This is a genomic window from Clostridium sp. AM58-1XD, assembly GCF_003464085.1.
GTDB lineage: Bacteria > Bacillota > Clostridia > Lachnospirales > Lachnospiraceae > Lachnoclostridium_A.
Map to the genome: position 1 here is coordinate 42751 of NZ_QSDR01000029.1, position 13522 is coordinate 56272.

Genomic DNA, 13522 nt, shown 5'->3' on the forward strand with positions numbered 1-13522 from the left:
GGTTATGTCTTTTTCATTTCTTTGGAACGCGCGCCAGATGAAATGAAAAACGTTCCGGGAGGAACATTCAGCGGCTTAGAATATATTATATTTCATTTTAGAAAGGAACTATATGGAGAGCGAAAGTATTTCACTGATTATTATTGTAGTATGTATCATCATGTCCGCCTATTTCTCTGCAACAGAGACGGCATTTTCTTCTTTGAACCGGATCAGGATCAAGAATATGGCGGAAAAAGGAGACAGGAGGGCGGCCCTCGTCCTCTCCCTGTCTGAGAATTACGACGGGCTGCTGTCCACTATCCTCATAGGAAATAATATTGTAAACATTGCCAGCGCATCCCTGGCTACCCTGATCTTTGTAAGGCTTCTGGGAGACGAGGCCGGGGCCAGCGTTTCCACCGTTGTCACCACTATCGTCGTCCTGATTTTCGGAGAGGTATCACCGAAGAGTATAGCGAAAGAGATGCCGGAACGGTTTGCCATGTTTTCGGCTCCGATTCTCAATGTGCTGATTTTTCTTCTCACCCCGGCCAACTTTCTTTTCCGGCAGTGGAAAAAACTTCTGTCTACGGTCATTAAAACATCCGAAAAATCAGGGATTACAGAGGAAGAACTGCTTACCATCATCGAAGAAGCCAAACAGGACGGAGAAATCGATGAACAGGAAGGCGCGCTGATTAAGAATGCCATCGAGTTTACGGAGATGGAAGCGATGGACATTGCCACCCCGCGTATCGATGTGACTGGGGTTCCCATCGATATGCCAAAAACAGAGATAGCAGCCGTTTTTTCAGATACCGGATACTCCAGGCTTCCGGTCTACAGAGAAAGCCTGGACGATATTGCAGGCATTATCTATCAGAAGGATTTTTATAATAAAATCTACCACAGAAACGAGGAAATCGAATCAATTATCAGGCCGGCATTATTTGTAACGAAAAATAAAAAAATTGGGCCGCTTTTAAAAGAGCTGCAGCTGAATAAGATGCATATTGCCGTCATTATCGACGAATTCGGCGGCATGGCCGGAATTGTCACTCTGGAGGATATACTGGAAGAGCTGGTGGGCGAAATATGGGATGAACACGATGAGGTGATTCATGAGATCGAACAGGTGTCAGAGAAAGAATTTATCGTTCTTGGCAGTACGAACATTGAAAAACTATTTGGAATACTGAACAAGGAAGAAGAATTTGATTCAACGACGGTCAGCGGATGGATAATGGAGCTGGCAGGAAGAATTCCGAAGGAGGGAGACAGTTTCCGATATCAGGACCTGGAAGCAGAGGTATTAAAAATGAAAGAGAGGCGTGTTGAAAAAGTTAAGATTGTTTTATTGTGACGAATACGATATACTTAATGTCGTAGACAGTAACATACAACGAAACAATTAGAATCATTTCACATGATATTGTGATAGAATAACTACTCATACAGCAGAACTGCGGTATGGGAAACGGGGAGAAAGAGATATGACACAGCAGACAATGCTTCTGGTCGATGATACAGAACTGAATCTTGCCATACTGGAAGGCATCTTTGAGGAGAATTTTAAGATTCTGAAGGCGCGGAATGGAAAAGAAGCGCTTAAGCTCCTGAAGGAGAATGCAATTGACATCGTCGTTCTGGATGTAATCATGCCCGTCATGGACGGATTTGAAACGCTGGAGCGGATTAAGGAAGATGAGGCTCTATCTGATATCCCTGTTGTGATGTCCACTTCGGAAGCCGGAGAGAATGAAGCAAGGGCCCTTTCTCTCGGAGCGGACGATTTTATTATGAAGCCATACAACCCTGTAGTCGTATACAAAAGGGTGGAAAATATTATTGTAAAGCATGTACTGGAGCAGCAGAAGCTGCGCGACGCCCTGATCGAGTCTAAGGAAGACTTCCAGTCGCTGGCTGATTCCGTTCCCGGAGGAATCAGCGTATGGAAAGTCACGGATAAGGTAATGGTCCATTATTTCAACGACGGATTATGTGAACTCATCGGCTGTACGAGAGATGAGTTCACACGTCTGTATGCCGAAGACCTGTCCCGGATCGTGTACCATGACGATTATGAGATGGTCATGGAGGCTCTTCAGGGAAAGGCGGAACTGGGGCACAGAGTGAACATGATGCATCGGATTGTCTGCCAAAACGGTGATATCAGGTGGGTAAAGCTGACGGCAGTTCTGTACAAGATGGAAGAGGAAGCGCCGATTTACCGCGCTGTGGATATCGATGTTACGGAAAGTAGGGAGAATGAGCTTCTGGTGGAACAGAAGAATATTGAACTGCGCCATACGCTGGAACACGATTCGCTTACGGATATTTATAACCGGTATGGATTCTGCAGCCGCACGGCCCAGTTCCTGAACGAACATCAGGGAGGCTCCTATGTGCTGATGCAGGTGGATATCGAACGGTTTAAAATCATCAATGAACTGTACGGAACAAAGATGGGGGACAGGATTCTGTGCCTCCTTGCGGAAAGCCTGAAAGAGTGTCTGGAAGACCAGGCAGTTTACGGACGCCTGGAGGCGGACCACTTTGTGATCTGCCTTAAGAATGACCAGGAATATCTGGCATATGTCCGCAGTTTTCTGCAGAAAAAGATGGAAAAGTTAAGTATCCGTCATCAGATCAGCCTTTATTTCGGGATTTATCCGATTACCGACGCGTCCATGTCCGTAGATCTGATGTGTGACAGGGCAAATCTGTCTCTGGAGAGCGTGAAGGGAAAATACAATCAGAATTATGCTGTTTTTGATGAAAAACTTCACGAAAAGGTCCTTCTGGAACAGGAGCTGACGAACGAAATGGATTGGGCGCTGAAGACGGGACAGTTTAATGTGTATATTCAGCCGATATTCAGTATTGAGACGGGACAGATTGTAAGCGGGGAGGCTCTGGTCCGCTGGATTCATCCGCACAAGGGAATGATATCGCCCGGTGATTTTATTCCGTTTTTTGAAAAGAACGGATTTATTGTAAAGCTGGATGCGTACATAAGAGAAGCGGTTGTCAAAATACTGGACCGGATCCCCATTTCTGTCAATATTTCCAGACTGGAGTTCTACGACCCTGACTTTGTGTCCAATTTAATCGCGCTGGTGGAGAAATACCAGGTGGATCCCGGTCTTTTAAGGCTGGAAATAACGGAAAGCGCCTATACGGACAACCCGCAGCAGCTTCTTGAAGAAATTGAAGTCCTGAGAAAATATGGATTCAAGATTCTGATGGATGACTTTGGAAGCGGTTATTCGTCGCTGAATATGCTCAAAGAAGCGCCGGTTGATATTATGAAACTGGATATGACTTTTTTAAGAGGCGGAGACTGCTACGGAAGGGAAAAACGGATTCTGGAATCCATCATTCATATGGCGAAGGACATCGGCCTGGAGACGGTTGCTGAGGGAATCGAGACAGGAGAACAGGCAGGATTCCTGAAGAACATATCCTGTGAGTACGGCCAGGGATATTATTTTGCGCGTCCTATGCCGGCAAAAGATTTTCTGGAAATGACCGGAACAAAAAAGGACATCGCAAAAGCCTGATCAGGAAGCTGGAAAAGCGGTTTCCTGTATATCAATAAAAAAGAACCTTTATCCGCATGAAATGAGACGGAAAAGGTTCTTTTTATGCCCGAGAGAGAAAGCGGCGGAATTAATCGGCAGCGAATACCTTCAGGATTTCTGCAATATACATGACGTGATAATCTTTGTTCGGGTACCATTTTGCGTCATTTTCCATGGCGATGAAATTCTCCGGAGGCATGTCATCCTTATAGAGCTTTCTGCATACGAATATCAGATTGGCTTCCTCGAAAGCGACTGTGCCTTCCAGATAACAGGGAGTAAGCCCGGCTTTTTCCACTTTGCTGCAGTCTCTTCCGGAACATGTGCCGCAGATATTAAGAGCATTCCTGTAATCAGGGCCGAAAAATGAGAGAGTAAAGGTGTCGTTGGAATCTATAAATTCCTTTGTATACCGCTGAGGGCGTATGTAGCATGTGGCGGTATTCTTGCCCCAGAGCACGCCGGCACCGCCCCAGCTGGCAGTCATCGTATTGAAATTTTCCTTATCTCCGGCGGTGATTAACATCCAGTCGGAACCGATCCTGGTGAATGGATTAAACTGTAGTTCTTCTGCTTGGACTTCTTTAAAGCTCATAGTATACCTTCCTTTCATGGTGAAATATGATGATACAACTATTACCATAAACGAAGAAAGAAATCAAGAGCGCTTTTCCTGCGCGTCACTAATATTTATTACGCTCGCTCCATAAAATGTACGGGAATCGGCTTGACCTTGTGGTCAAGCCGCAGCAAATAGTGCCGCGCTTTTCCTGCGCGTCACTATTTTTTGTTTGCAGTGGGCGTCGATTTCCTATATAATTTAAGTTAGCGTTGATTATAACATCATTGGTTTGGAGGGAAAATTGAAACAGGAAAAAGAGATTATGCAGGAAGCAAGAGGGCGTTCACGGAGAAAGAGGAAGAAGAGGCAGAAAAAGGGATGGGCGGCTGTCGCTGCAGCTGCGGCGCTGATCCTTCTGACGGGAGCGGCAGTATGGGCTTTGGGGGAAAACAGGGCGGACAGTGCAGAAAGCTATCCTCTGCCCTCGGAAGTTGTAAAGGAGACGTTTCCGGGCGACGCGAAACAGCAGGATGAAGGGGAACAGGAGAAAGCGGCGGAATCCGGGCTTTCGGGAGAAGCAGCCGCAGGCAGTGCGAACGATGGAAAAAATGCAGATCTGGATTCGATGAGCCTGGAAGAAAAAGCGGCCCAGATTTTTATGATTACTCCGGAAGCGCTCACAGGGTATACACAGGTTACCCAGGCAGGAGAAGCTTCGAGAACGGCCCTGGAAAAATATCCGGTGGGCGGCCTGATCTACTTTTCCAGCAACCTGGAAAGTCCTGAACAGCTGAAGGAGATGACGGGAAAAATACAGGAGTATTCAAGGGAAATCACAGGACTGCCGCTTTTTCTCGCAATCGATGAAGAGGGCGGAAAGGTGGCCAGGATTGCCAATCATGAAGGATTTTCGGTCAGGGTATTTGACAGCATGGCCAGGATCGGGGAATCAGGCGATGAAAATGCCGCTCTGGAGGTTGGAAGGACGATAGGGGGCTACCTGTCGGATTACGGATTTAACATGGACTTCGCACCGAATGCGGATGTTTTGACAAATCCGAACAACCAGGTGATCGGAAGCCGTTCCTTCGGGGCGGATCCTGCTGTCGTTACAGCCATGGCTAAAAAGGTGGCTCAGGGACTGAGAGAACAGGGAGTGATTCCCGTCTATAAACATTTTCCGGGCCACGGGGCCACACAGGGAGATACTCATGATGGATTTGCATATACGGACAAAACTCTTGACGAACTGAAATCGGCGGAACTGGTTCCTTTTCAGGACGCAGCATCTCAGAATGCGGAATGTATAATGGCAGCCCATATTGCGGCTCCATCCGTCACAGGGGATGAAACACCGTCCTCGCTTTCAGAAAAAATGATTACAGGGGTTCTGAGGGACGAGCTGGAATTTAAGGGGCTTGTCATTACGGATGCGCTGAACATGGGTGCGATCAAAAATTCCTGTTCGTCCGGAGAAGCGGCTGTCAAAGCAGTGCAGGCCGGAGCGGATATTCTGCTTATGCCCGATGACTTTGAAGAAGCGTATGGGGCTGTAATTCAGGCTGTAAAGGATGGGACAATTAAGGAAGAGCGGCTGAACCGGTCGGTACAGAGAATACTGGACGTAAAGAGGGGCATGACGGGATGAAAAAGGGAACGGGCCTGCCCTGTTAGAATAGAGGGAAAAATACGCAGAAAACAGCCTCGAGCAGAAAAGCGGTTCTGGCAGCCTGAAAACGGCTGCTTATTTACTTTCCAGGATAGACCTTGTTCTTATAAAGTGTTAAAATGTTTGACTCCTGGAAAGTAAAAAGAGCTCCGCTGTGGACTGCGTGCCCCGCTTTATCGGATACCGTGCTCGGCGCGAAGGTTCGTTTTAGCGAACATCAACTTCCAGTTATTCTCTGTAAGGAAGATGTAAGGAAGTTTAAGTATTTTATAAAACAAAGAAAAAGGGAACTGTGTTATGATAAAGCCATCAGAAGAGACGTGAAAAGCCTTCAGCTGTAGAGGCACACTTCGCGCTGAGGAAGTATGTCCGCTGTATGGGCCGCATTCCGGCGTGCGAGTCAGGTCCGCCGGACTCTTTGCTATGGAGGAATATGAGTTGGCAGAAATAAAGAAGATGATACAGGTGAATAACCTTTACAAAATATACAGAGTCGGTACGACGAAGGTCTACGCTTTAAATGGAGTGGATTTTACGCTGAATAAGGGGGAATTCTGTGCGATTGTCGGGCCTTCAGGCTCTGGTAAGTCCACGCTTCTCAACATGCTGGCCGGTCTGGAAAAGCCCAGCAAGGGAGAGATCATTATCGCAGGGACGCATATTGAAAAGATGACGGAGCGGCAGCTGGTTACATTTCGAAGGGAGCATGTGGGCTTTATTTTTCAGTCCTATAATCTCCTTCAGACCATGAATGCGGTGGAAAACGTGGCACTGCCCCTCTCCTTCCGCGGCGTGCCGAAAAAGGAGAGAGAAGGAAAGGCGAAGAAATTTCTGAAGCTTGTAGGACTGGAAAAACAGATGAACCATATGGCAAATGAGATGTCGGGAGGGCAGCAGCAGCGAGTGGGGATCGCGCGGGCACTCGTGGTAAATCCGCAGATTATTTTTGCCGACGAGCCGACTGGCAATCTGGATTCCAAAACGACGATGGAAGTGTTGAAGCTGATGAGGCGGATTGTGAGGGAGCAGCAGCAGACGTTGATCATGGTCACCCATGACAATCATCTGGCTTCCTTTGCGGATAAGCAGATTCATATTGTAGACGGGAAGATTACAGGAATCGAAGAGCAGCAGCACGAGGAGGAATAAGGAGAGATGGACAGAATGAAGAGTGGAAAGAAAATATTGGCCTTCTGTCTGGCGGCCTGCCTGACGGTGTCAGGTCTTCTGGCGGGAACGGCTTTTCCGTCGCAGGCGGAATATGTCGATATGTCGGATAACCGGTTTGTACATACGGATAAGGCACCTTCCGGAAAAACGGGGAAGACGATCAATATTCCTCTGACGATTACAAATGATGGGGGCGAGTTCGATGAGGATGAGAATATCTATGTATCCTTTTCACCGAACAATTACTTTCATGACGATCCGGACGAGATCATGAATGACGACAGGTCCAAAGAATTTCCGTTCGAAATGGATCAGAACATGTTCAATACAAAGAAGAAGGTAGGAAAGCTGAAAGAAAACAGGTCTAAAACCGTTTCCCTTTCAGCCAGAGTGCGCCGCGATTTGTCCGATGGTTATTATGCAGTTACCATCCGCGTGGAAGGGGAAGTGAGCGGGTTCCGGGAAGAGCAGGTTAACATCTGGATTAAAAAGAGCTCCGACACGTCGGACGACGATGAGGATGAAAACGGAACGATCGATATTGTACTGGGCGAAAACCAGAGTACTCCGGACGGCACCTATCCAAACGTTATGAACTTTTCCATCAATATGAGAAATGCCTGCAAGACGGATCTCTACGACGTGACCGCGATTCTGGAGCTAAGTGAAGATAAGGAAAAGTATCCATTTGAGATCAATGATGCCAATTACGACAGGCGTTTTGACAAGCTGGCAGCAGGGGAAACGGTTCAGCTGACTTACAGCATGGCGATCCGGGACGACGTCTATACGGGATACTATCCCATAAAGACGACGATTTACTATCGGGACAGTTCCAACGGAATGGGAGATCTGGAAAAACTGGAAAGGAGCTTTTTTGTAAGAGTTCATAATAAGGAAAAGGAGGATGACCTGGGGGAATTCGACAAGAACGACAGAAAGATGGCCAGGCTCGTCGTGGACAGCTACGAGACAATTCCGTCTGAAGTATATGCGGGCCAGGAATTTGAGCTGATTTTGAGAATGAAGAATGCGTCTTCAGAAATTCCGGCGACTAATATTCTCTTTACCATGGAATCAGAGAAGGTATCGGAGAGCGCAGTATTTACCATGGAATCCGGTTCATCATCCATGACGGTGAGCCGGATGAATCCGGGAGAGATCAAAGAGCTGAGGATGAAGATGATTCCGGGAGCAGGCGTGGATCAGAGATCCTATTCCCTGGCGATTAACGAAACATACGACAGTCCGGAATTTAAAAATGCGGAAGAGAAGGTTTCTGTGGATATTCCTGTAAAACAGGAGCCGAGGATGAACGTAGGCACTTTTGAAATCATGCCGGACAGCATTACGGTGGGAAGCGAAAGTAATGTAATGTTTCCAATCAACAATACAGGCAAGGTGACGCTTTATAATGTGATGGTCCGCTTTGAAGCAGATTCCATTAACCCGGCAGAAAGCTATGTGGGTAATATCAAGTCCGGTGAGACAGGAAATGTCGATGCCATGCTGACCGCTGTTGCTCCGACTTCAGACGACGGAACGGTCCATATTGAAATCACATATGAAGATGTAAACGGTGTGCCCACCGTTGTGGAGAAGACGCTGCTCTTGACCGTGATGGAGGAAGAACCGATGGATATGGGGGATTTTGACATGGGTGATATGGATGGAATGGAGGGAGAACCGACATTTTTCCAGAAGAATAAGATGGTTATTCTTGCAACGGCAGCGGTAGCCGTTGCCGGAGTGGCGGCGCTGGTCATCCATATGAGAAAGAAAAAGAAAAAGAGGCTGCTGGAAGAAGAGGAAGGGGAGACAGAGGATGAGAATTCTTGACCTTCTGGCTATGAGCATAAACAGTCTGAGGCGGCGGAAGCTGAGAACAGCTCTTACCGTTCTGGGAGTTATCATCGGTACGGCGTCCATCGTTGTTATGGTATCTCTTGGAATTGGTTTGAAGGAACTGCAGATGGAGCTTGTTTCCTCATACGGCAATATGACGGCAATCGATGTTTTCTGCGATATCTATTCTCAGGAGAACAGTTCCAAGGAGCCGAATTATATGAAGGATGATACAATAGAGCTCATAAAACGGCTGCCTCATGTGAAATCAGTGACGCCGATGCTGAATACGTACATCCTGATGATACAGGGAAAATATACGGCCAGCGTCAGCCTGACCGGCGTCAGCCGTGAATACCTGGAGGACATTCCCATTGGAGAAGGAAAGCTTCCTGATGAAAACAGCCGCGAGATGGAACTGGTGGCGGGCAACTGGATTCCGCAGAATTTTACGGACGGCAGAGACCGGGGATTTTACAGAGGCATGGAGGAGAACTCTCCGGATGTGGATCTGGTAGGAAAACCAGTTTTCGTTATATTCGATACGGATTCCTATTATCAGTCTCAGAATCCGTCAGAAGATAACCAGGTAAAGCCTCCGAAAAAATATCTGATACCTGTATCAGGGATTGTGGACGGCGGCGAGGATAATTCCTGGAATGAGTACTGCTACAATGTGTATACCGATGTGGACCAGCTGAAGGCATTTTTAAAGAGGACATTTAAGAAAAAGCCGATTCCGGGACAGCCTACGACAAAAAAGGGGAAGCCTTACAGCTATTTTATCTATGAAAATGCAAAGGTGTTTGTAGATGAATCAGATAATGTAAAAGAAGTCCAGCAGGCAATCACGGATATGGCTTTCAGGCCACGAGCAACACAGACTGGATGGAACAGACAAAACAGCAGTCCAACATGATCCAGATGGTCTTAGGAGGCATCGGAGCGGTATCCCTTTTTGTCGCGGCAATCGGTATTGCCAATACGATGATGATGTCCATTTATGAGAGGACCAGAGAGATCGGCGTTATGAAGGTGCTTGGCTGTGATATGGGAGATATCCGCAACATGTTCCTGCTGGAATCCGGCTTCATCGGTTTTATGGGAGGAGCTGCGGGCCTGGTGCTCAGCTACCTGATTTCCTTTCTCGTAAACCGTTTTGCAGGAATCAGCGAGATGATGACGGGTATTGAAGGAGACATATCCAGGATTCCGCTGTGGCTTTCCATGTCAGCCGTTGGTTTTGCAGTGGGCGTCGGCATGATTGCAGGATTCTTCCCGGCTATGAGAGCCATGAAACTAAGTCCCCTGGCGGCGATCAGAAATGAATAAAAAGAGAGGATTGCAGTTATAAAAGCAGGCATGCCCTCGATACCAGATTCCGTTCCAAGGCGGCTAAGCCGCTGCAGCTGGTGTCGACGGCATGCTTTTCTATTGCAGCAGTTTTCTTTGCGGCTCGCTGGCTGGAAAGGCAGTTTTTTTATCTGTTTGCAGATTTCTGTTTCAGCTTGACAGATATTGACATAATATGGTATTATATCAATAACAGTAATTATTATTAATATAATACAGGAGGGGAATTCATGAACCATTTACCTATGGGTGTCCGTGTACCGATTGACGGTGATAATCCGTCTATTATGAGACATGAGGATCTATGTATCAAATGCGGCCAGTGTAAGGAAATCTGCACAAACTATATTGGCGTTCACGGAACGTATACGCTGGAGGCAACGGGAGGACGGGCTGTCTGTATCAACTGCGGCCAGTGTGCTAACGTCTGTCCCGTTTCCAGCATTACGGAGAAGTATGAGTATCCGGACGTGAAAAAGGCAGTGGACGACCCGGATAAGATCGTGATTTTCAGTACGTCACCATCCGTCAGAATCGCTTTGGGAGAAGAATTCGGCATGGAAGACGGGAGTTTCGTGGAAGGGAAAATGGTTGCTTTGCTGAGAATGCTAGGAGCCGATTACGTGCTGGATACAAATTTTGCGGCTGATCTGACGATCGTTGAGGAAGCGAGTGAGCTTTTGGAACGGGTGACGAAGGGGACGAGGCCACTTCCACAATTTACCAGCTGCTGTCCGTCCTGGGTAAAGTATGTGGAAACGTATTATCCGGAGATTACGGAGCATATTTCCACAGCCAAGAGTCCGATCGGAATGCAGGGCCCTACGATCAAGACGTATTTTGCAAAGAAGATGGGGATCGATCCGACAAAGATCGTGAATGTAGCGGTCACGCCATGTACGGCCAAGAAATTCGAGATCCGCAGGGAGGAGATGAAGGCGGCCGGAGAGTACCTCGGAATCGAGGGAATGCGTGATATGGATTACGTGATCACCACGAGAGAGCTGGCTGCATGGGCGAAGGAAGAAGAAGCGGATTTTGCTGTGCTTGAAGATTCTCCTTTTGACAGGCTGATGGGAGAAGCATCCGGTGCAGGCGTCATATTCGGCAATACAGGCGGCGTGATGGAAGCAGCCCTTCGTACGGCGTATGAATACGTGACAGGGGAGAAAGCGCCGGCCGACTTCTTTAAACTGGAACCGGTCCGCGGAATGGAAGCGGTGAAAGAGGCCGTGGTCAAAATTGGTGATCTGGAAGTGAAGGCAGCCGTTATTTACGGTACAAAAGCAGCGGGAGAAATGGTGAAAAAGGTAAAAGCCAAGGAAGGCGGATATCATTTTATCGAAGTAATGACATGTCCGGGAGGCTGCATCGGAGGCGGCGGACAGCCGAAGGGAACCTTGGAAAAGGGCGATGAACTCAGAAAAAAGAGAATCGCAGGCCTCTATGACAGGGATCAGTCCATGAGCCTTCGTACAAGCCATGACAATGAGGAGATTAAGACGCTGTACCAGGAGTTTTATAAGAAACCGTTAAGCGAACTGGCAGAAAAAATGCTGCATACATCATATACAGACAGAAGCGAAGATTTAGGAGGAAAAGAAATGGCAAATACAGTAAAATACCGTTGTACCGTGTGTGGATACATTCATGAAGGAGAACTTCCGGAAGGATTTAAATGTCCGGTGTGCCGTCAGCCGGCCAGTGTGTTTGAAAGGATCGAAGAGAAGTCAGAGAACGGGAACAGCCGTTTTGTGGGAACGAAGACAGAAAAGAACCTGATGGAAGCGTTTGCAGGAGAGAGTCAGGCAAGAAATAAATATACATATTTTTCTGCAATTGCCCAGAGAGAGGGATATGATCAGATTGCGGAGCTCTTCTTGAAGACAGCCAGGAATGAACAGGAACATGCAAGGCTGTGGTATGATGCGCTCGGCCACCTGGGAAGCACGGCACAGAACCTTCTGGCAGCTGCTGAAGGAGAGAATTACGAATGGACCGATATGTATGACCGTTTTGCAAAGGATGCCGACGAAGAAGGGTATTCGGATCTGGCGGAGCTGTTCCGTAAAGTGGGAGAGATTGAAAAAGCCCATGAAGAGCGTTACCGCGCACTTTTAAAGAATGTGAAAGTGCAGAAGGTCTTTGAAAAGAGCGAAGAAGCCATGTGGGAATGCAGAATCTGCGGCCATCTCGTTATGGGAAAGAAGGCTCCGGAAGTTTGCCCGGTATGCAAATATGCGCAGAGCTATTTTGAAGTGAGAAAAGAAAACTATTAAAAAGAATCTCGTTGGCGAGATTCTCCGCCTGCGGCGGGTACTCGATGAGGTGCTGAGATGAAAATAGACCGATTGATTGGAATTCTTTCCATTCTCCTGCAGAATGACAAGGTTACGGCCCCTGTTCTGGCAGAAAAATTCGAAGTGTCCAGACGGACGATCAACAGAGATATAGAGGATATCTGCAAGGCTGGAATCCCTCTTGTCACAGAACAGGGAAGAAACGGCGGCATATCCATTATGGATGGATACCGGATGGACCGGACCCTGCTGACATCTGCCGATATGAAGGATATCCTGGCTGGCTTAAAAAGTCTGGACAGCGTGTCCGGGACGCGAAGATACCAGCAGCTGATGGACAAGCTATCTGCAGGCAGTTCGTCTATGCTGGCGGCCGGCGGCCATATTCTGATCGATCTGTCGTCCTGGCACAAAAACAAGCTTTCTGCGGCAATTGAACAAATACAGGCAGCCATTAAAAATAAGGAAAAGATCCGTTTTCTCTACTATTCTCCAAAGGGTGAGAGCAAAAGGGAAATCGAACCTTATTTCCTGATTTTTAAATGGTCCTCCTGGTATGTATGGGGCTATTGCACCGAACGGACCGATTATCGTATGTTCAAGCTGAACCGAATGGTGGACTTAAGCGGAACAGGCGAGAGCTTCTGCCCAAGGGAGATTCCGCCCTTTCAGATTGATGGCGGGGAGATCTATCCGCCGAATATTCAGGTTTCTGTTATACTGGACAGCGATTTAAAATGGTGCCTGATTGATGGATGCGGAAACGGAAGCTTTACGGAACTGGAAGACGGGAGGCTGCTTCTAAACGGAGGATTTACGGATAAAGAGAGCCTTTTCGGATGGATTCTGGGTTTTGGCGGCCGTGCCGAACTGATGGAACCGGAAGACCTCAGGGAAGAACTGAGGCAGGTGATCAAATCTATGATGGACAGGTATGAAAGATGACAAACTGATGTCATGTTATATGTGATATGATTGCCTTAAAAAGAAAAGGGGGTAATCAAATGAAACATATGGAATACGAAATCGTAGATCTTGAAGAAAGAGAGGCAGCCGG

At 47.4% G+C, this 13522-nt stretch carries 10 protein-coding genes; 9 read left to right on the forward strand and 1 reads right to left on the reverse strand.

Features of this window, described 5'->3' with window-relative positions:
• Positions 1–112: 112 nt before the first annotated feature.
• Positions 113–1345 (forward strand): hemolysin family protein, encoded by a 1233-nt coding sequence (locus DXA13_RS16280; protein WP_118246029.1) that lies wholly within the window; start codon positions 113–115, stop codon positions 1343–1345.
• Between the two features lie 130 nt (positions 1346–1475).
• Complete coding sequence (locus DXA13_RS16285; protein WP_118246030.1) at positions 1476–3545, forward strand: EAL domain-containing protein; 2070 nt, start codon at positions 1476–1478, stop codon at positions 3543–3545.
• A 109-nt stretch (positions 3546–3654) separates the two neighbouring features.
• Here DXA13_RS16285 and DXA13_RS16290 read toward each other — a convergent pair whose 3' ends face one another.
• Positions 3655–4161, reverse strand: coding sequence for a flavin reductase (locus tag DXA13_RS16290; RefSeq protein WP_118246032.1), 507 nt, complete (start codon positions 4159–4161; stop codon positions 3655–3657).
• A 268-nt stretch (positions 4162–4429) separates the two neighbouring features.
• Between DXA13_RS16290 and DXA13_RS16295 the strand changes: the two genes are divergently transcribed.
• The 7 genes from DXA13_RS16295 (at position 4430) to DXA13_RS16325 (ending at position 13410) form a co-directional block, all read left to right on the forward strand.
• Entirely contained in the window at positions 4430–5776 is a 1347-nt protein-coding gene (locus tag DXA13_RS16295) for a glycoside hydrolase family 3 protein (RefSeq protein ID WP_243009185.1), read from the forward strand.
• Positions 5777–6220: 444 nt separating this feature from the next.
• Entirely contained in the window at positions 6221–6946 is a 726-nt protein-coding gene (locus DXA13_RS16305) for an ABC transporter ATP-binding protein (RefSeq protein WP_118246036.1), read from the forward strand.
• A 6-nt stretch (positions 6947–6952) separates the two neighbouring features.
• Positions 6953–8806 carry a CARDB domain-containing protein gene (locus DXA13_RS16310; protein ID WP_243009186.1) on the forward strand — a complete coding sequence of 618 codons (1854 nt, stop codon included), beginning with the start codon at positions 6953–6955 and terminating at the stop codon, positions 8804–8806.
• Positions 8793–9731 carry an ABC transporter permease gene (locus tag DXA13_RS16315; protein WP_347559891.1) on the forward strand — a complete coding sequence of 313 codons (939 nt, stop codon included), beginning with the start codon at positions 8793–8795 and terminating at the stop codon, positions 9729–9731. The genes DXA13_RS16310 and DXA13_RS16315 overlap by 14 nt, the downstream gene beginning before the upstream one ends.
• Positions 9701–10144, forward strand: coding sequence for an FtsX-like permease family protein (locus tag DXA13_RS23250; RefSeq protein ID WP_347559892.1), 444 nt, complete (start codon positions 9701–9703; stop codon positions 10142–10144). The genes DXA13_RS16315 and DXA13_RS23250 overlap by 31 nt, the downstream gene beginning before the upstream one ends.
• A 251-nt stretch (positions 10145–10395) precedes the next feature.
• Complete coding sequence (gene rbr / locus DXA13_RS16320) at positions 10396–12444, forward strand: rubrerythrin (protein WP_118246038.1); 2049 nt, start codon at positions 10396–10398, stop codon at positions 12442–12444.
• A 57-nt stretch (positions 12445–12501) separates the two neighbouring features.
• Positions 12502–13410 (forward strand): YafY family protein, encoded by a 909-nt coding sequence (locus DXA13_RS16325; RefSeq protein ID WP_118246040.1) that lies wholly within the window; start codon positions 12502–12504, stop codon positions 13408–13410.
• The last annotated feature ends 112 nt before the right edge of the window (positions 13411–13522 follow it).